The following is a 19,443-nucleotide window of genomic DNA, read 5'->3' as shown; positions in this document are numbered from 1 at the left end:
GCAACAAAATTAGTGAAAGTTAAAAAAATATATAATAAAAAGTACTTTTTTTTAAAAATTGTGTAAGAAAACAGCCATATGAAGCGCTTAAACAGTTTTTGCGCCTTAATGGCTGGGAATTACATTTGTAAACGTATTAAAAACAAATGTTTACATTTGTAAAAACTGATTGTTCATTTGTGTTTACAATTAGAGCGTGCACTGCTTTTTTATATTATATAGCTATTTATCAGTTAATTATAAGGGTTTAAATAAACAATATATTCATTTTTAAAGTTGATTTTTCGGGGCAATCGCCCAAAATGCTTGCGGATTTACCCTAAAAAGTCAACGTTCAAAGACCATAAATGGAAGTACATTTTGTTCAACGTTTAAAGCTTTTGTTGTCGCAAAAAGAACTAAGCGCCGCCGCGTTTGCAGAAGCCATATCGGTCCCCCGCTCCAGTATTTCCCATCTTTTGTCAGGTAGGAACCGACCGAGTTTGGATTTCGTGATGAAAGTTGTACAGCGATTTCCGGAGGTCGACCTGTATTGGTTGTTATTCGGAAATGAAGCGAAAGCGATGAAGTCCCCCACTCCAACGTCAAATTCCGAAGCGCCTGCCAAAAAGGAAATCCCGACAAAGAACAAACCCCAGCCAGTCTTAGCGATGGACACCAAAGACATCGTCAAAATCGTTTGGTTTTACAAGGATGGTTCTTTCGATGCTTTCAGTCCAAATCAGTGACCCAATTGGATTGGATTTAGTATTTTTCTGTCATGAAAATCATCTACGGGATTTGCTGCTTATTGGTGTTGATCATCGGATGTTCCGAACCGCCTAAGCGCGATTGCCAAAACTTCAAGACCGGTACGTTCAGCTTTACCACAAGCCTAGAGGGCAAGACGGCAACTACCTTTTTCGAAAGGAATGATTCACTTGAAATCGAGACTTTTCAAGGTAAAAAGGACACCTCCTACATTCGATGGATCAATGATTGTGAATACGTGCTGCGCAGAAAAAACCCAAATAACCGCGCTGAGGAAAAGGCGATACATATCAAAATCCTTACGACAACGGATAGCACTTATACCTTTGAATTCAATACGGTCGGTGATTCTAAAAAATTGAGGGGAACCGCTATAAAAACACAATAAGCATGTTAGAAATATTTACTTCACCCGACGCTTGGATGGCGCTTTTGACCTTGACCTTTTTAGAAATCATCTTAGGGATCGATAACATCATCTTCATTTCGATCGCCGCGGGCAAGCTGGAAAAACAGAACCGCAAAAGAGCGACCAATATCGGGCTGGTGCTCGCCATGGCCATGCGTATCGTGTTGCTTTTTGGAATCACCTGGTTGACCTCCTTGAAAAAGCCCTTCATGGTGCTCAACGAATCCTGGATAACAGGCGGGATCAGTTGGCAGGCCCTTATCCTATTCTTAGGCGGCTTGTTTTTACTGTACAAAAGCACCAAGGAAATCCACGAAAAAGTAGAAGATCGGGGGCATGATGAGCGTGAGGTCAAAAACCAACGTTCTTCATCGATGACCAACGCCATCGTTCAGATTACCGTCATCAATATCGTATTCTCTTTCGATTCCATCTTAACGGCCATCGGTATGACGAATGGGATTTCACCCAATCCGAACGATGCCTTGATCTTGATGATAGTCGCCGTGGTCATTTCGGTATTGATCATGATGTTGTTCGCCAATCCTGTAGGGGATTTTGTCAACCGCCACCCTTCGATACAGGTTTTGGGACTTTCTTTTTTGATCCTGATCGGCTTTATGTTAATCGCAGAGGCCGCCCACATTTCGCACTTGGTGGTCTTTGACAATGAAATCGGAAGCATTCCTAAAGGATATCTCTACTTCGCGATCGCCTTTTCATTAATGGTGGAATTTTTGGATATGCGCATGAAGCGCAACAAACGGCCTATCCCAGAGACAAGCGAAGAGACCTCTTAATTCGGGCGTTGATAGACCAACTCCGGATTCGCTGCCTTCTGTGCTTCGAACAAGCGCTGTTGTTGTTTTACGGTCAAGGTGCTGCCGTCATGGCTCCAACCCGGAGGTCCGAAGATGTACATGAGCTTGTCACTGAGCTTCTTTGACTTTTTGGTGTCGTTCCATATATCCTTGAACTCGTGGGTCAAGATGACCATGGGGTTGTAGGAGTTGGGGCTATGGATGACCCCGTACTTTACGTCGATATCGTCATCGAGTTCTTTCCACGTACCGAAAAGTTTGTCGAAAATATTCAGGAAACCGCCATGGTTTTTATCCAAATACTCCACGTTTTGGGCGTGGTGCACCTGATGCATGGTGTGGGTGTTGAAGATTTTTTCAAGAAAGCCCAGTTTTGGAACATAAACCGAATGCAACTGAAACTGCCATAGGGCCTCGATGCCTAAACAGACCACGACCATTTCTGGTGGAAAACCGATGGCCGGCATCCACATGTAGAACAATGGCTTGTAGAGGATCGTGAACCAACCATTACGTACCGCGGTTCCCAAATTGAAGTTGTCCGAAGAATGGTGCACGATGTGTGCGGCCCATAAAATCCGGATTTCGTGGTTGGCCCTATGGAACCAATAGTAGGTGAAATCATCGGCCAATTGACACAACAGCCACACATACCATGCGTAGCCAAAAGACTCGTATCCCAAGAGGTTGGTGCGCACCCCATCGACGATGGGATTGCAGGTCGCATAAACGAACTTAAAAAGAACGATAGCGAAGATCACCTTAAACAAAGGACCCAAAATCGCAGAGCCGACACCCATGAATCCGCTGGCGGCCAAATCCTTCCAATCGTAAAGATCGTGGTCGCCATGGGTCTTGCTGTATGTTAACTCAAATAGGATAAAGGCAATAAAAACGGGTACTCCGTAAACCAGGGGGTTGGTAAAATCCATATAGTTGTATCAAGTCAGCGTTACGATTGAGACGCTGCACAGCGCGTAAAATAGCTAGAAAAAACCACTAAAACAAAGTTGTTTGATCTGTTCCCGCATCCTTATTTTTTATATCGGCATCAGTATTCGTTATAGGCTCTTCATCCACGACCTCGATCTCATTGGCTGCCTGTGATTTAGGTTCCTCATAGGGCAATCCCTCCAAGGCATTCACATTTTTGACTTTCAATGCCGTCAATTGGTTTCCGAGCGCTTTGATGCCCTTGACTGAAATGAAGGCCTCGATATCGACTTCTTGGTTCGGTTTTGCCTCTTTGCCCCTAGGCTTGGCATAGACGATCTCGACAACGGGCCGCCATTCGGTACTGACCAACTCCAATTGTGATTTGCTATGCTCCGAAATAACAAGTTCTTCACGATTAGGCTGTTCGATCAAGAAGCGCTTGATGTAATAACGCTCCTTCTCCCCCTCATAGTAAATGACCGAAATGGGTTTATTGGGTTTCCACTTCTCCAAAACGATCATATCGTCATCAAAACGAGCGTTCAGATCGGGTACAATGGTCTTTACGAATCCTTTTTGGTTGACTACCAGTAACTGGTCTTCTGCCCTGAATTCGCCCAACAACTCCCCTCTTTCATCAACGTTCAAGCGTTGCACCACATCATCGAACCAGATTTTCCTGGGCTTCAGTGTCGATAATCCCTTTTCTTTCAACTCGATCCTTTTGACCGGGTATTTCGTAACGATATTTCCTTTCGAGGCACGGCCTTTGATCAAGACATCGGCGAAATCGATATCCCATTTGAGCTTTTTGATGCTACCCGATTGTCGCAAGAGTACGGTGACCACTTCGGCCTCACCGTTTGGGTTGGCGGTGAAGTACAATACATCCGAACTCGCTTTGCCACTGGTCAAAGGGTACAATTTGTCGCGAGTGATCGAGGTCACGTTGAACCGTTTGATATAACTGGGCCCACCACGGCCATCTTTATAGATCATGTTGTAGGTCGTGCGTTTGTCCTTTTTCTTGAAAACGGCTACGTGTATAATGTTCTTGGCGATAAAGGTCTTGCTGTCGACCTTGGTGACCATCATCTCCCCTTTTTTGGTGAACACGATGATGTCATCGATATCGCTGCAGTCAGTAACGTATTCGTCTTTGCGCAATGCGGTACCGACAAACCCTTCTTCCCGATTGACATACAGTTTGGTATTGCGCACCACGACTTTGGCCGCTTCAATGGTATCAAAGATCTTGATTTCCGATTTACGGCCGCGATCTTTGCCGTATTTGGTTTTCAGGTTTTTAAAATAATCAATAGCGAAATCGACCAAGTTTGCCAAGTGGTGTTTGGTTTCCTCAATGCGCTCTTCGAGATTTTCGATCTGTTGCTTGGCCTTATCGAGATCGAATTTCGAGATCCGCTTGATCCGGATTTCGGTCAAACGGGTAATATCTTCTTCGGTCACCGCCCTGCGCAAGTGTTTCGTATGCGGTTTTAACCCCTTGTCGATAGCAGCGATGACGCCCTCCCAGGTTTCCTCTTCTTCGATATCACGATAGATCCTATTCTCAATAAAGATCCGCTCCAAAGAGGCGAAATGCCACTGCTCTTCCAGTTCATTCAACTGGATTTCCAATTCGGCCTTCAGCAATTCAACCGTATTGTCGGTCGAGCGTTTCAACATCTCCGACATGCCAATGAAAATGGGCTTGTTGTCTTCGATGATACAGCCTAGGGGTGAAATGGAGGATTCACAGGAGGTAAAGGCGTAGAGCGCATCGATGGTCTTGTCAGGCGATATGCCCGAAGGTAAATGCACTAAGATCTCGACCTCCGCCGCCGTATTGTCTTCGATTTTTTTGATCTTGATCTTTCCTTTGTCATTGGCTTTCAAAATCGAATCGATCAACGAAGAAGTGTTGGTGCCGAACGGGATTTCCTTGATCACCAAGGTGTTCTTGTTCAAAGGCTCGATACGGGCGCGTACCCGTACCTTACCACCCCGCATCCCATCGTTGTAATTGGTCACATCGATGATGCCCGAAGTCGGAAAATCGGGGAATAATGAAAAACGTTTGCCGCGAAGGTGTTTGATCGACGCATCGATGAGTTCGTTGAAATTATGGGGAAGGACCTTGGTCGAAAGCCCCACGGCGATCCCCTCGGCCCCTTGGGCCAATAGCAGCGGAAATTTGACCGGAAGGTTTACGGGTTCTTTCTTTCGCCCATCATAAGACAGTTGCCATTCGGTGATTTTCGGACTAAAAACGACATCCAAGGCGAACTTCGAAAGCCGTGCTTCGATATATCGAGAGGCCGCCGCACTATCACCGGTCAAAATGTTGCCCCAGTTTCCTTGGGTATCGATCAAAAGGTCTTTTTGACCGATCTGCACCATGGCATCGGCGATACTGGCATCACCGTGTGGGTGGTACTGCATGGTATGCCCTACGACATTGGCCACCTTGTTGTAACGCCCATCATCAAGTTCCTTGAGGGCATGCATGATACGTCGCTGTACCGGTTTGAACCCATCTTCGATGGCCGGTACCGCTCGCTCCAATATTACATAAGAAGCGTAATCTAGAAACCAATCCTTGTACATGCCCGTTACCCGGGTCAGTGCCTCTCCAGAATTTTCCCCTTCATTTGGAAACACGTTTTCCAATTCTCCGTTTTCACTCATGAACTATTGGTATGCTATTGGTTTATAGTTGGTTTTATTCAACTAAATCAAGTTCTACTTTAAGGTTTTTGATAATAAATTCTTGACGATCCGGCGTGTTCTTCCCCATGTAGAACTTCAGCAATTGATCAATGGACATCGCCTTGTCGAGCATCACTGGTTCGAGACGGATATCGTCACCGATGAAGTGACGGAACTCATCAGGGGAAATTTCCCCCAATCCTTTGAAGCGGGTAATCTCGGGTTTGCCGGTCAATTTTTGGATGGCGTTCCTTTTCTCCTCTTCGCTGTAACAGTAGATGGTTTCCTTCTTATTGCGCACGCGGAACAAAGGGGTCTGTAAAATATACAAATGGTTCTCCTTGATCAATTCTGGAAAGAACTGTAGGAAGAAGGTAATCAACAGCAACCTGATGTGCATGCCATCGACATCGGCATCCGTAGCGATCACGATGTTGTTATAGCGCAGATCTTCCAAGGAATCCTCGATATTCAAAGCGGCCTGCAACAAATTGAACTCTTCGTTTTCGTATACGATCTTTTTGCTCATGCCGTAGGAGTTCAACGGCTTTCCGCGTAGACTGAACACGGCTTGGGTGTTGACATCCCGTGATTTGGTGATGGATCCCGAAGCGGAGTCCCCCTCGGTAATAAACAAGGTGGTCTCTAACCGCCTATCGTTTTTCATATCGCCGAGATGTGCCCGGCAATCCCGCAATTTCTTGTTGTGTAAACTGGCCTTTTTCGCCCGTTCACGGGCCAGCTTGCGAATGCCCGAAAGTTCTTTCCGTTCTTTTTCGGCCTGCACGATCTTGCGCTGAATGGCCTGTGCGGTTTCCGGATTCTTATGGAGATAATTGTCGAGATACCGACCAACGAAATCATTGATATAGGTCCGCACGGTGGGCAATCCGCCCCCCATATCGGTGGATCCCAATTTCGTCTTGGTCTGACTTTCAAAGACCGGCTCCATCACTTTGATCGAAATGGCCGAAATGATCGATTTACGCACATCGGAGGCATCGTAGTTCTTGCCATAGAAATCGCGCACCGTTTTTACGATGGCTTCGCGAAAGGCCGCTTGGTGGGTACCGCCTTGGGTGGTATGCTGCCCATTGACGAAGGAATGGTATTCTTCACTGTATTGGGTGCGGCTGTGGGTCATGGCCACCTCAATGTCATTGCCCTTAAGGTGGATGATCGGGTATAAAAAATCCTCTTGGCTATTGGTATCTTCAAGCAGGTCTTTCAAACCGTTTTGGGAGTGGTATTTTTCCCCGTTGAAGACGATGGTCAAGCCCGGATTGAGGTAGACGTAGTTCTTCAGCATCCGCTCGACATACTCGCTGCGGTACTTGTATTTTTTGAAAATGCTCTCGTCTGGGATAAAGCTTACCAAGGTACCCCGGCGTTTCGAGGATTCGCTTTGGGCCTCGTTGACCAGGTTACCGGTACTGAATTCGGCCATTTTAGACTGACCGTCACGGGTCGATTCGACCTTGAAGTAGGTAGACAGCGCGTTCACCGCCTTGGTCCCTACCCCGTTCAGTCCGACCGACTTCTTAAAGGCCCGAGTATCGTACTTGCCCCCGGTATTCATTTTAGAAACCACATCGACGACCTTCCCGAGCGGAATACCGCGACCATAATCGCGCACTTTGACCTCGTTCTCCTTAATGGTGATCTCAATGGTCTTACCGGCCCCCATGACGAATTCATCGATACAGTTGTCGAGCACTTCTTTGAGCAAGATGTAGATCCCGTCATCGGCCGAAGAGCCATCCCCCAACTTTCCGATATACATTCCAGGACGCATTCGGATGTGTTCTTTCCAATCGAGCGAGCGGATATTGTCTTCGGTATATTGCGTTTGTGCCATTAAAAAAGGGATAATGCCGTCTAATATAAAGTTTCGGGCCAAAATTCAAAATGACGTCAGCGGAAAGTAATCAACAATATCGGGTCGGCATTGTTGATAGCCGCTATCCAGCTTTTGGCTTTTTGCGTATGGCCAGAAATGTGACCCCGCCGATAACGATCAGCATGCCCAACAATTGGGTAAGGGTCATCGTTTCGTCCAAAAAGAAATAGGCCAAGATGATCGTAGAGACCGGCCCTAAGCTTCCCAGAATCGAAAAATTGGAGGCGCCCATCCGTTTGATCGCCTCCGAAACCAAAAACGAGGGAATGATGGTGGCAATCAACGCCATGGCGATGCCATAGCCATAGACGATAGGTGGGAAATCAAAGAGCTTCCAATCTTCGACCAGGCTATAATGCACGATGACGCAAGCGGTCGAGACCAGCATGGCGTAACAGGTAAACCGGAGCACCCCGTATTTCGGGATGAGCCAACCGCTGCCTACGATATAGGACGCATAGGTCACCGCACTCAAGAATACCAAAAAGCCACCCCACAACGTTTGGGGCCCTGAAAGTCCGAGTTCGTTCCAGAAGGTAACGACCACGCCCACATAGGTGATAACAATGGCAAGGATCTGTTTCCGGCTCAGTTTTTCCCGAAAAAAGAGATAGGAAAGCAAGACCACAATGGTCGGATAGATAAAGAGGATGATCCGTTCCAAACCGGCCTTGATGTAGTTCAATCCCAAAAAATCAAAATAACTCGCGAGATAATACCCCAAAAAACCAAAGAGGAAGATCCAAAGAAAGTCCTTCCCGGGTTTCGGGCCGTTCTTTTTTCTCGATAGGATGACCAAGATGGTGACATATACCGGTAAGGCGAACAGCATGCGGAACAAAAGCAGTTCCAACGAATTGATTTCGTATTGATAAGCGAGTTTGACCAGTACCGCTTTGGTTGAGAACAATACCACGCCCCATATCCCTATGAATATGGCAAGGGGCGTAATGGTCGGTTTCCTCTGCATCCCCCTAAGGTAAGGTGATGCAACTGACTTTTTATCCCATGAAAAAAGGGGTTACAAGGTCCAGCCGCTATACGTTGAATCTAAAGTGCATGATATCACCATCTTGCACGATATATTCTTTTCCTTCCACACGCATTTTACCGGCTTCCTTGACTTTGGCTTCACTGCCTAGATCGACATAATCCTGAAAAGAAATGACCTCTGCCCTAATGAACCCTTTTTCAAAATCGGTGTGGATGACCCCGGCGGCCTGAGGGGCCGTAGATCCGATTCCGACCGTCCATGCCCTGACTTCTTTGGGGCCGGCGGTGAAATAGGTCTCCAAATCCAACAGGCGATACGCCCCTCGGATCAATTTTGAGGATCCGGGTTCAGAAAGCCCCATATCCTCCAAAAACAATTGACGTTCCTCAAAGGATTCCAATTCGGCGATATCGGCTTCGGTACCTACCGCTAAAAACAGCACTTCGGCCTTTTCATCGGCAACGGCTTTTTTGACCGCCTCGACATAGGCATTGCCCTCAACAGCAGCGGCTTCATCGACATTACAGACATACATGACGGGCTTATCGGTAATCAACTGCAGGGGTTTAACGAAGGCCAGGTAATCTTCGGCCTCAACGGTTATGGCACGTACCGAACGGCCTTGCTCCAAACCGTCTTTCAACCGTTCCAAAACTTCGGCTTCCTTCAAGGCATCCTTATTGCCGGTCTTGGCCGCTCGCTTGACCTTATCCAGTTTTTTCTCGACACTCTCCAAATCCTTCAACTGCAATTCGATATCGATGGTCTCTTTATCACGGATCGGATCCACCGAACCGTCGACGTGTACGACATTGTCGTTATCGAAACAGCGCAACACATGCAAAATGGCATCGGTCTCCCGAATGTTGCCCAAGAACTGGTTGCCGAGCCCCTCCCCTTTGCTGGCCCCCTTCACCAAACCGGCGATATCGACGATCTCAACCGTTGCAGGAATGACCTTTTCTGGATCGACCATGGATTCCAATTGCTCCAATCGCTTGTCTGGCACGTTCACCACCCCGATATTGGGTTCGATCGTACAAAACGGGAAATTCGCACTTTGGGCTTTGGCATTCGACAAACAATTGAACAAAGTAGACTTTCCTACATTGGGCAAACCGACAATTCCAGCTTTCATCTTTAGGTTTTGAGGCTGCAAATATAAGTTGAAGTTTTCACTAATCTGGATGGATGCGGCCTAAAGCCCACTAACGAAGAAATAGATGCCCAAACAGACGATGGTCAAGAGGCAAAGCATGACCAAGGCGGATAGGATACAGCCTAATTTCTTCCAAAAACCCTTGTATTCTTGTTCTGTTTCCGCCATGGGCGGCAAGATACCGCCTTCCCCTTGGTTACACAAATTGCGGTATCTTTAATCCATGTCGAAAATCACACTCCAAGGAATCGTTTACGATGAAAAATCATCCTTCCTTCAAGGCCCCGCATCGGCCCCACCCTTGATCCGCGAGGCCTACCGATCGCCATCGGCGAATTTTTATGCCGAAAACGGGGAGCTTGTGCCCCCTACCTATTTCGAAGATGCTGGGGATTTTGAGATCGATTCCTATTTTGATATCACCGAGATTACCGCCAAAAATTTGGAAGCCGATCGGCCCTTGCTGACCTTGGGTGGCGATCATTCGATCAGCTATCCAATTTTAAGGGCCTTCGCTGCGAAATATGGCCCTCCTTCGATCCTGCATATCGATGCCCATAGCGACCTCTATGCCGATTTTGAAGGGGATCCGTATTCCCATGCTTGTCCGTTTTACAATATTATGAAAGAAGGCTTGGCCAAAAACCTGACCCAGGTAGGCATTCGCACCCTAGGCGCCGAACAGCGGGATGCCGCGGCCACCTTTGGGGTAGCGATTGTTGAGATGAAGGACTTGACCGATTTCAAGATGCCTGACTACCAACAGCCCATTTACCTCTCTTTGGATATCGATGCTTTGGATCCGGCCTTTGCACCGGGCGTATCACATCATGAACCGGGTGGGTTGACCACACGTGAGGTGTTGCATATCATTCAACAAATACCGGTACCCATTTTGGGTGCCGACATCGTAGAATACAATCCGAAACGGGATGTTAATGGCGTTACCGCCATGGTTTGCGCGAAGTTTTTAAAAGAAATTGCCGTAAAAATGGGGCGGTCTTAGCCGTCGGGGTGCATAAAGCGCTGCTTGCCCAATAATTCGTCTTCCGTCTCTACGATATCCTCATCGGGAACACAACAATCGACCGGACAAACGGCTGCGCATTGCGGTTCTTCATGAAAGCCCATACATTCCGTGCACTTATCGGGGGCGATATAGTAAATCTCATCACTGATCGGTACTTGCACATCATCGGCATTGACCGCTTTGCCACTGGGCAATACGACATCGCCGCTCAAGGACGTACCGTCGCTGTATCGCCATTCATCCGCACCTTCGTAAATGGCCGTATTCGGACATTCCGGTTCACAAGCTCCACAATTGATGCACTCATCTGTAATGATTATGGCCATAATTTTCTGTTTTCAATGCGTACTTTTGCGCAAAAATAAACCCTACCTAATTGGTATACAAATATAATGGCAGCGGAAAGACCCTTCTATAAAGCTTTTGTTAAACTAGGTACCTACCTTAGGCAATCTTGTGATTTTGACAACAGCGAGGCAAAGACTCCCGAACAAGAGCGTTTGCTGGAAGTATTGGTCAAGGCCGAACAACTCAACGGCTGGTTTACCCAGGCCAACCTGCTTCATGCCTTAGGCCATTGGGGCAGCCTATTGACCGAGGCAGGTTTGAGAGAATGGCTCGAACCCTATGATTTGAAAACACCCCAACAACCCAAACGGGTCGCCCTGATCATGGCGGGAAACATACCGCTCGTTGGTTTCCATGATCTGTGTTGCGTCTTGTTATCAGGGCATAACGCCATGGTGAAAATGGCCTCGAACGATACGGCGCTTATACCCTTTCTGATGGAACAATTGGTCGCTTTTGATGACCGTCTGGCCGGTCGGGTGGTATTCGTTACCGAACGTATGGTCGATTTCGATGCCGCCATTGCCACCGGCAGTTCCAACACAGGCCGTTATTTCGAGCATTATTTCGGAAAATACCCCAACATCATCCGCAAGAACCGGAATTCGGTGGCCGTTCTTGACGGTACCGAAACCGAGGAAGAATTGAGCGGTTTGGGGGAAGATATCTTTCGGTATTTCGGCTTGGGGTGTCGTAGCGTTTCAAAATTGTACGTACCGAAGGATTATGGATTCGAACCCTTTTTCAAAGCGGTTTTCAACTATCAGGATATCATGGAGCATGCCAAGTATGCCAACAATTACGACTACAACAAAGCCGTATTCTTGATGTCGGAATACAAACTGCGCGACAATGGATTTTTATTGTTGAAAGCCGATGACGGTTTTGGATCGCCCATCGGTACGCTCTTTTATGAACACTACGTTTCGGTCGCTGATTTGGAAGAACGTCTCGAAGCTTCGGCCGACGCCCTACAATGCGTGGTGGGTCGAACGCTACCCGATAGCATCGCCTTTGGGCACACCCAGGTACCGGAACTAGACGCCTATGCCGATGGAATCGATACGTTGGATTTTCTTAAACGCTTATAAAGGGGATTCGCCAAAATTTTAGAACTTTGGCCTTTCAAATTTTATACCTATGACAAAGCACAATTTCAGTGCAGGACCCTGCATCCTTCCCAAAGAGGTCATGAAAAAAGCGGCCGAGGCCGTGATCGAACTTGATGATATCGGACTATCGTTAATCGAAATTTCGCATCGAAGCAAAGAGTTCGTTGCGATCATGGAAGAAGCAAGGCGTCTTGCTCTGGAACTTATGGGGCTCGAAGGAAAAGGCTATACCGCCCTATTCCTGCAAGGCGGTGCCAGCACCCAATTCTTGATGGTCGCCCAGAATTTCCTGAAAAAACGTGCGGGCTATGTCAACACGGGTACTTGGAGCCTAAAGGCCATCAAGGAGGCGAGGCTTTACGGTGAAATTCTTGAGGTCGCCACTTCCCAAGAACAGAACTATAATTTCATCCCCAAAGGCTATACCGTACCCGAAGGCTTGGACTATCTGCATTTAACCTCCAACAATACCATTTTCGGCACCCAGATCAAAGAGTTTCCACAGACCGATGCTCCGGTGATCTGCGATATGAGCTCGGATATCTTCTCGCGCCAATTGGATTTTTCGAAATTCGATTTGATCTATGCCGGCGCCCAAAAGAATATGGGCCCCGCCGGTACCGTATTGGTCGTGGTCAAAGAAAGCTTGTTGGAAGCGATGAACGACAATGTGCCATCCATGATGAGTTATAAAGTACATGCCGGAAAGGACAGCATGTTCAATACCCCGCCTGTTTTCGCGGTCTATACGTCTTTATTGACCATGCAATGGTTGAAGGATCTCGGGGGCATCGCCGCCATCGAGGAAATTAATGATAAGAAGGCCAGTCTGATCTATTCCGAAATCGATTTGAATCCGGTGTTCTCCGGTTTCGCTGCCAAAGAAGATCGATCAACAATGAACGCCACCTTCAACATTACCGATGATACCTTGAAAGACACCTTTGATGCCATGTGCAAAGAAGCAGGCATCAACGGCATCAACGGCCACCGTTCGGTCGGGGGCTATCGCGCCTCGATGTACAATGCCCTTTCCTTGGAAAGTGTAGGTGTTTTGGTCGATATCATGAGTGAATTGGAGAAAAAAGGATGAGCATGAAAATTTTGGCCAATGACGGAATCTCGAATTCCGGTAAGGAAAGTTTGGAACAATCGGGCTTTGAGGTCTTGACCACAACGGTCGCCCAAGAACAACTGGCAAACTTTATCAATGAGAATAACATTATCGCCCTCTTGGTCCGCAGTGCGACCGAGGTGCGCAAACCACTGATCGACGCTTGTCCTTCGTTGCGTCTGATCGGCCGCGGTGGAGTGGGCATGGACAATATCGATGTCGATTATGCCAAGTCGAAAGACGTGCATGTCATCAACACTCCGGCTGCCTCCTCTTCGTCAGTGGCCGAATTGGTCTTCGCCCATTTGTTCGGCGGGGTGCGCTACCTCTATGACGCCAACCGCAACATGCCTTTGGAAGGTGATCAACAATTCAAAAAATTAAAAAAATCCTACGGAAAAGGATTGGAGCTCCGGGGCAAGACCCTGGGCATCATCGGTTTTGGAAGGATCGGTCAAGCCACGGCACGTATCGCCTTGGGTATCGGAATGAAGGTGGTCTTCAGTGACCATCAGCAAGAGGAAGTCGCTTTGGACGTGCCTTTTTTCGACGGACAATCGGTCACCTTCAAACTGCAATCGGTTTCCATGAACGACCTTTTGGCCGAGGCCGATTTCATCACCTTGCACGTACCCGCCCAATCGGACTATGTGATCGGGAAAGCGGAGTTCGAAAAGATGAAAGATGGGGTCGGCATCATCAATGCGGCCCGTGGGGGCACCATGGACGAGGTGGCTTTGGTAGCGGCCCTGTCCAGTGGCAAGGTCGGCTTTGCCGGATTGGATGTCTTTGAATCGGAACCCTCGCCTGAAATCCAGATTTTGATGCATCCGAAAATCTCCTTGACCCCCCATATCGGTGCGGCCACGGTAGAAGCCCAAGATCGGATCGGATTGGAATTGGCCGAGCAGATCATCAGCCTTTTGAATTGATCCGAAAAACTAGGGGATTTTCGTTTTTCCCTCCTTCTTTTTCGTACATTGTGAATTCTATTCTAAACACTAAAACATGTCAGGATTACTGGAATTACTCGATAGCCCAATGGGCAAACAATTGATTAGTGGCGTTGCGGGCCAAACGGGTCAGTCGGCCAATAAAACCGCCGATATCCTAAGTATGGCCATGCCCGTACTCATGGGGGCCATGAAGCGGAATGCCGCTACACCCGATGGGGCGTCAGGTTTGTTGAATGCCTTGAATTCCAAACACGATGGAAGCATTTTGGATGATTTGGGCGGACTGTTCAATGGAGGTGTCGATCAATCCGTGATGGATGATGGTGCAGGTATCTTAGGGCATGTCCTTGGGGGCAAGCAATCGATGGTCGAGAACGCATTGAGCCAAAAATCAGGTGTCGATGCCAATACGATCGCACAAATCTTAAAAGTAGCCGCTCCGATCCTACTCGGGTTTTTAGGCAAGCAAAGCCGGCAACAGCAGGTGTCAAGCCCTGATGCCATGAGCGGATTGCTCGGTGGATTGCTCGGTGGTGGAAACCAAGCCAACAAACAGCAATCATTGATCGAAACTTTTTTGGATTCGGATGGTGATGGCAGTATCGTCGACGACCTCGCAGGAATGGTGTTGAGCGGTGGTGGCCAGAAAAAAGGCGGCCTAGGCGGACTTTTGGGCGGTTTGTTCGGTAAATAAGCCGTTTTTCAAACGATTTAACAAGCCATTTGCATCTAGCGAATGGCTTTTTTCGTATTTTAAAGTGATGAAAAAGAATTACTTACCCAATATTTTATTTGGTATTTGCCTGTTTATGGGCGTTTTGTCCGGCTTGGCCCAAGAATTGGAGATTTCCGCTGAAGAACAGGCTATTTTTGAAGGTGAGGCGGATGACACGACCGAGACCGCCGAGACTGAAAGCGAATACGACATCGTGATCATCGATATCGGTTTTAACCGTTGGCTCAACCAGATCGCCCAGCCCAAAGGTTATTATTCACAGCGTTTTTTGGAACAGCGTAACTATCTGTATGTGTTGGAATGGAACCGAAGGTTTCTGGAACCGCAACGTTTTGACCCCTTATTATACGAGGTAAATATCAATTACGACCCTGAAATCGATTATGGGTATGATGTGAACTACCAATTGTACAATTACTTCATCTATTTTCAAAGGCGGTACAATCAGCGCCTCGGACCGTTTTTACCCCGAATTTAATCCGTAGTTTTGCCATCGATTTTTAAAAGCGATGGAACGACTCAAAAAACGGTGGGAAATCCAAAAGAACTGGCAGTTGGTGTTTCCGATTCTTGGTGCCCTGTTACTTTTGGGTACGGCTTATATGATCGCCAGAAGACTGCTGCATCTTTTTGAATGGAACAATACCCCTTATGAATGGCCTTTTACCATAGCCATAACCCTTTTGGGGTATTGGATGGCCCAACGGTTCTTTTTGTGGTGCTTCAAGAAGTTAGAACATAAGTGGGTGGTATCCCATAAATGGGAAATGATCGTGATCTTCATTGTTTTTGCTATAACCGGGAGCATTTCGGCGCGATTGGCCCAGCCGTTGACGAACCTAATCGGACTGAACCCTGAAACTACCAATGGTTGGTTGTACTGGCCTATTCGGATTTTCATCATTCTACCGATTTATCAAATATTGCTAGTTTGTTTTGGCTGGTTATTCGGACAATTTTCTTTTTTTTGGGCCTTTGAAAAGAAAATGCTGAAACGCATGGGATTGGGCTTTCTGTTCCGTTAAACATTATGATTTCCTTAACACATCCGGTTCTGGCAAAAAAGTTAGTTTTGCAGCTTATGGAAGTTCGAAAACTTCTTACTGCACTAGTCCTACTTGCTTTGATGCTATTCAAAGTATCGGCCTTCCATGTCTACGACCATCAAGATGAAACAGAAAACATTGAGCATTGCGACGACTGTGAGCAAGCTTTAATGTTACAAAGTTCCGATCTTGAATCAGCAATCGGAATTGATTTGCCTGTTGCCAATAAATCTTGGCTATTTCAATCCCAAGATTTTGAAATGGAACCTTTGGCCATTGAATCTTCGGTTTTGGGGAGTTTTTGTACAAGACCCCCACCCTATTCTGTTTGACTGAGATTCAGAAACAGAGCATCCTCCCTTAAAACACTTTCAAGGGAATATTTTTTCTAAATGAGACATTTTATTTTAAGTATGCTGTTCTTCGGCATACCCATACATACCATGGCGCAGGATTGCACCAGTAACTTGTCCGGTAAGGTCATCGACTTTCATGATGGTACCATTTTGGAAGGCGCTGCCTTACTGCTCGTCGGCTCCGAAATCGAGGTAACATCGGATGTAAACGGAAACTATGTTTTTCCGAACATTTGTGATGGCTCCTATCAGCTTGAGGTCTCCCATCCTTCATGTACGACTATCTTGGTCCCAATCCGTGTAGCCGGGAATACGAATCTTAACATCTCCCTAGAGCATCATTTGGAAGAGTTGGAAGAAGTCCAGGTTGTTGGCGATGTGGTATTTGAAAAGACCAATTCGGCACAAGAAGTGGTCTTGGATAAAACGACTCTGGAAACATACAGCACAGCTAGCTTGGGAAATGCCCTAAAACAGCTTTCAGGAATCAACACTTTATCAACTGGAGCGAACATCGTCAAACCTGCTATACATGGACTGAACGGCAGTCGGGTATTGATTTTGAACGATGGGGTTCGCATGCAGGATATGGAATGGGGCGAGGAACACGCCCCGAACATCGACATTAATTCAGCAAGTTCCATTGCGGTGGTCAAAGGGGCCTCTGCCCTGCAATATGGTGGAGATGCAATTGGGGGAACCATCATTTTGGAACCGCAAAAATTCCCGGCAAGGGATACCCTATTCGGAAGGACGTTGATCAATGGCGTATCCAATGGTAGTGGAGCCAACCTAAGCTCAGAATTGACCAAAGTGTATAGCTCAGGTGTCTTTGTCAGGGCCCAAGGGTCGTTTAAGCGGTTGGGTGATCAAAAAGCACCGGATTATGTCTTATCAAATACGGGAATCGAAGAACTCGGGGCTTCCATCGAATTCGGGAAACGGATTTTTGAATGGGGCATTACCGGTAAATATTCATACTACGACGCTGAAATTGCAATTTTAAGGGCTTCCCATATAGGAAACGTGGATGATTTGATACGAGGGATCAATAGCGGCGAGCCATTGATTATTCGACCGTTCACTTATGACATTACCAATCCTAGACAGCAAGTAACCCACCACCTCGGCAAATTACTGGCTTATAAACGTTTTGAAGGTTTGGGCAAATGGACCGTACAATATGATTTCCAAAATAACAGGCGATTGGAATTCGATGTAAGGCGCGGCGACCGTGATGACCAGGCGTCTTTAGACCTTGAACTGAAAACCCACACCATCAATACGGATTTCAAATGGGACAGTGGTGAGAGGCATCAGTTACAAGTTGGGCTAATGGGCAGATACCAAGATAATTTCGCTAGTCCTGCCACGGGTGTCCGGAGGTTGATCCCCGATTATGAAAAATTCGACCTTGGGGCCTTCCTGATCGGTGAATACCGTTGGAACGATTCTTGGACATTCGATGCCGGTGTCCGATTCGATTTTACCCGTATAGATGCCTTGAAATTCTACCAAACGACACGTTGGGAAGAGCGGGGTTATGATGTGGAATTCCCTGAATTGGTCCTCGAGGATCGTGGTACCCAACTGCTTACGAACCCGAAATTCGATTACAACAACATTTCCGCAACCCTAGGTTTTCACTATGCTCCCAGCAATTCAGAAGGGCTCAAATTCAATTATGCCTTGGCGCAAAGGGCGCCCAATCCTTCCGAACTGTTCAGTGACGGGCTGCATCACTCAGCGGCAAGGATCGAATTGGGAGATCTTCGAATCGATAGTGAAACATCGCATAAGTTAAGCCTAACCTATCGCTATGATGGGTCTAGATGGGGCGTATCCTTCGAGCCCTATCTCAACTTGGTCAACGATTTTATCTTATTAGAGCCCACAGGTGTCGAGTTGAACATTCGTGGGGCATTTCCGGTTTGGAGCTATCGGCAAACCGATGTACGGATCCTAGGTGTGGATTTCAACGCCTATGCCAATTTTTCGGAAATGTGGCGTTCGGAACATCAGTTCTCCCTGGTCAAAGGAAAGGACATCGATTCGGATTTAGCGTTGATTAATATTCCAGCAGCAAACCTCTCGAATACCTTAATATTTCGAAAACCCGCTTGGAATGGCCTTGAAGTCGCACTTCAAAGCCAATATGTTTTCGAACAAAATGAGGTGCCGCCGAATTTTTCAGTGTTCTCCCCTTTGGATCAACAAGAAGTGCTCTTGGAAATCAACAACGCACCTGAAGCCTACCATTTGTTGAACTTGCGGTCAAAAATGGAATTTGACTTAGGGCGTACCACCCTTGCCACCAGCTTGATCGTCAATAATCTTTTGGATACGCGATACCGCGAATACCTCAATCGTCAACGCTATTTCGCTGATGATTTGGGTCGAAATATCATTTTACAATTAAAACTCAATTATTAATCTTTAAACCCTAATTTCTGTTATGAAAACAATCAAATTATTATCACTTTTCGCTCTAAGCGGATTGTTGTTTACCGCTTGTTCCGATGACGATGACACTCCGGAAGAAGTCAATGAAGAAGAAGTAATTACGACCATGACCGTTACTTTGGTTCCCCAAGGTGGTGGTGATACGATCACTTTACAGACCCAAGACCTTGATGGTGATGGACCGAACGCGCCAGAAGTGACCGTATCCGGTGCATTAGCGGGGAATACCACCTATGCAGGAGCGATCGTGCTGCTGAACGAGACTGAATCCCCTGCTGAAAACATTACCTTGGAAGTAGCAGAAGAAGATGATGAACACCAGTTCTTTTTCGAGACCACTGGGTCGATCAGCAATGTCCTTTACGGTGATGCGGATGGCGATGGTAACCCTTTGGGATTGGCGTTCACCATGGCAACAACCACCGCAGGTTCCGCTTCAATTACGATCACGCTACGTCACGAACCTAAAAAACCGAATGACGGTACCTTGGCCGACGCTGGTGGTGAGACGGATATTACGGAGACCTTTACATTGACCGTGCAATAAGCATAAGCCATACATACTTTACCAACAGGGGCGGTTTTACCGTCCCTTTTTTTT

The 19,443-nt window shown here is 47.0% G+C and carries 20 protein-coding genes; 13 read left to right on the top strand and 7 right to left on the bottom strand.

Going from position 1 to position 19,443, the window contains the following annotated elements; genetic code table 11:
* Window positions 1–347: 347 nt before the first annotated feature.
* The 3 genes from ABV409_RS08010 to ABV409_RS08000 are packed head-to-tail and all read left to right on the top strand — an operon-like array spanning window position 348 to window position 1,959.
* Window positions 348–728 (top strand): helix-turn-helix transcriptional regulator, encoded by a 381-nt coding sequence (locus ABV409_RS08010; RefSeq protein WP_353877060.1) that lies wholly within the window; start codon window positions 348–350, stop codon window positions 726–728.
* Between the two features lie 32 nt (window positions 729–760).
* The gene (locus ABV409_RS08005) at window positions 761–1,138 is read left to right on the top strand and encodes a DNA topoisomerase IV (protein WP_353877059.1); all 378 of its coding nucleotides are present in this window, start codon (window positions 761–763) and stop codon (window positions 1,136–1,138) included.
* A gap of 2 nt (window positions 1,139–1,140) precedes the next feature.
* Window positions 1,141–1,959 (top strand): TerC family protein, encoded by an 819-nt coding sequence (locus ABV409_RS08000; RefSeq protein ID WP_353877058.1) that lies wholly within the window; start codon window positions 1,141–1,143, stop codon window positions 1,957–1,959.
* Here the strand turns inward: ABV409_RS08000 and ABV409_RS07995 are convergent.
* The 6 genes from ABV409_RS07995 to ABV409_RS07970 form a co-directional block, all read right to left on the bottom strand.
* Window positions 1,956–2,912 (bottom strand): sterol desaturase family protein, encoded by a 957-nt coding sequence (locus ABV409_RS07995; RefSeq protein ID WP_353877057.1) that lies wholly within the window; start codon window positions 2,910–2,912, stop codon window positions 1,956–1,958. The genes ABV409_RS08000 and ABV409_RS07995 overlap by 4 nt on opposite strands.
* Window positions 2,913–2,979: 67 nt before the next feature.
* Window positions 2,980–5,607 carry a DNA gyrase/topoisomerase IV subunit A gene (locus ABV409_RS07990; RefSeq protein ID WP_353877056.1) on the bottom strand — a complete coding sequence of 876 codons (2,628 nt, stop codon included), beginning with the start codon at window positions 5,605–5,607 and terminating at the stop codon, window positions 2,980–2,982.
* 34 nt (window positions 5,608–5,641) lie between these two features.
* A complete protein-coding gene (locus ABV409_RS07985; protein WP_353877055.1) occupies window positions 5,642–7,486 on the bottom strand; it encodes a DNA topoisomerase IV subunit B in 1,845 nt (614 codons plus the stop codon).
* 103 nt (window positions 7,487–7,589) lie between these two features.
* Window positions 7,590–8,498: a DMT family transporter gene (locus tag ABV409_RS07980; RefSeq protein ID WP_353877054.1), complete on the bottom strand. Its 909-nt coding sequence runs from the start codon at window positions 8,496–8,498 to the stop codon at window positions 7,590–7,592.
* A gap of 67 nt (window positions 8,499–8,565) precedes the next feature.
* A complete protein-coding gene (gene ychF, locus ABV409_RS07975) occupies window positions 8,566–9,660 on the bottom strand; it encodes a redox-regulated ATPase YchF (RefSeq protein WP_353877053.1) in 1,095 nt (364 codons plus the stop codon).
* 60 nt (window positions 9,661–9,720) lie between these two features.
* Window positions 9,721–9,849 carry a hypothetical protein gene (locus tag ABV409_RS07970; RefSeq protein WP_353877052.1) on the bottom strand — a complete coding sequence of 43 codons (129 nt, stop codon included), beginning with the start codon at window positions 9,847–9,849 and terminating at the stop codon, window positions 9,721–9,723.
* Between the two features lie 55 nt (window positions 9,850–9,904).
* On the opposite strand from ABV409_RS07970, the gene ABV409_RS07965 reads away from it, so the two are divergent.
* A complete protein-coding gene (locus ABV409_RS07965; RefSeq protein ID WP_353877051.1) occupies window positions 9,905–10,687 on the top strand; it encodes an agmatinase family protein in 783 nt (260 codons plus the stop codon).
* Here the strand turns inward: ABV409_RS07965 and ABV409_RS07960 are convergent.
* The gene (locus ABV409_RS07960) at window positions 10,684–11,037 is read right to left on the bottom strand and encodes a 4Fe-4S dicluster domain-containing protein (RefSeq protein ID WP_353877050.1); all 354 of its coding nucleotides are present in this window, start codon (window positions 11,035–11,037) and stop codon (window positions 10,684–10,686) included. The two genes, ABV409_RS07965 and ABV409_RS07960, sit on opposite strands and share 4 nt — an antisense overlap.
* A gap of 66 nt (window positions 11,038–11,103) precedes the next feature.
* On the opposite strand from ABV409_RS07960, the gene ABV409_RS07955 reads away from it, so the two are divergent.
* From ABV409_RS07955 to ABV409_RS07915, 9 genes are all read left to right on the top strand, one after another.
* A complete protein-coding gene (locus tag ABV409_RS07955; protein WP_353877049.1) occupies window positions 11,104–12,150 on the top strand; it encodes an acyl-CoA reductase in 1,047 nt (348 codons plus the stop codon).
* A gap of 49 nt (window positions 12,151–12,199) precedes the next feature.
* Entirely contained in the window at window positions 12,200–13,264 is a 1,065-nt protein-coding gene (gene serC / locus ABV409_RS07950) for a 3-phosphoserine/phosphohydroxythreonine transaminase (RefSeq protein ID WP_353877048.1), read from the top strand.
* A gap of 2 nt (window positions 13,265–13,266) precedes the next feature.
* Entirely contained in the window at window positions 13,267–14,217 is a 951-nt protein-coding gene (locus ABV409_RS07945; protein ID WP_353877047.1) for a D-2-hydroxyacid dehydrogenase, read from the top strand.
* A 76-nt stretch (window positions 14,218–14,293) separates the two neighbouring features.
* On the top strand, window positions 14,294–14,935 hold the full coding sequence (locus tag ABV409_RS07940; protein WP_353877046.1) for a DUF937 domain-containing protein: 642 nt from the start codon (window positions 14,294–14,296) through the stop codon (window positions 14,933–14,935).
* A gap of 115 nt (window positions 14,936–15,050) precedes the next feature.
* The gene (locus tag ABV409_RS07935) at window positions 15,051–15,455 is read left to right on the top strand and encodes a DUF6146 family protein (protein ID WP_353877045.1); all 405 of its coding nucleotides are present in this window, start codon (window positions 15,051–15,053) and stop codon (window positions 15,453–15,455) included.
* A gap of 31 nt (window positions 15,456–15,486) precedes the next feature.
* The gene (locus ABV409_RS07930; RefSeq protein WP_353877044.1) at window positions 15,487–16,002 is read left to right on the top strand and encodes a DUF6787 family protein; all 516 of its coding nucleotides are present in this window, start codon (window positions 15,487–15,489) and stop codon (window positions 16,000–16,002) included.
* A 5-nt stretch (window positions 16,003–16,007) separates the two neighbouring features.
* Window positions 16,008–16,355, top strand: coding sequence for a hypothetical protein (locus tag ABV409_RS07925; RefSeq protein WP_353877043.1), 348 nt, complete (start codon window positions 16,008–16,010; stop codon window positions 16,353–16,355).
* Between the two features lie 60 nt (window positions 16,356–16,415).
* A complete protein-coding gene (locus ABV409_RS07920; RefSeq protein WP_353877042.1) occupies window positions 16,416–18,812 on the top strand; it encodes a TonB-dependent receptor in 2,397 nt (798 codons plus the stop codon).
* 22 nt (window positions 18,813–18,834) lie between these two features.
* Entirely contained in the window at window positions 18,835–19,389 is a 555-nt protein-coding gene (locus ABV409_RS07915) for a type 1 periplasmic binding fold superfamily protein (protein WP_353877041.1), read from the top strand.
* Window positions 19,390–19,443 lie beyond the last annotated feature (54 nt).

This window comes from Flagellimonas algarum (assembly GCF_040513375.1).
In the GTDB taxonomy this organism is placed as follows: domain Bacteria; phylum Bacteroidota; class Bacteroidia; order Flavobacteriales; family Flavobacteriaceae; genus Flagellimonas_B; species Flagellimonas_B algarum.
The sequence above is the reverse complement of the archived record's forward strand: the minus strand, read 5'-3'. Positions and strand labels throughout refer to the sequence as shown.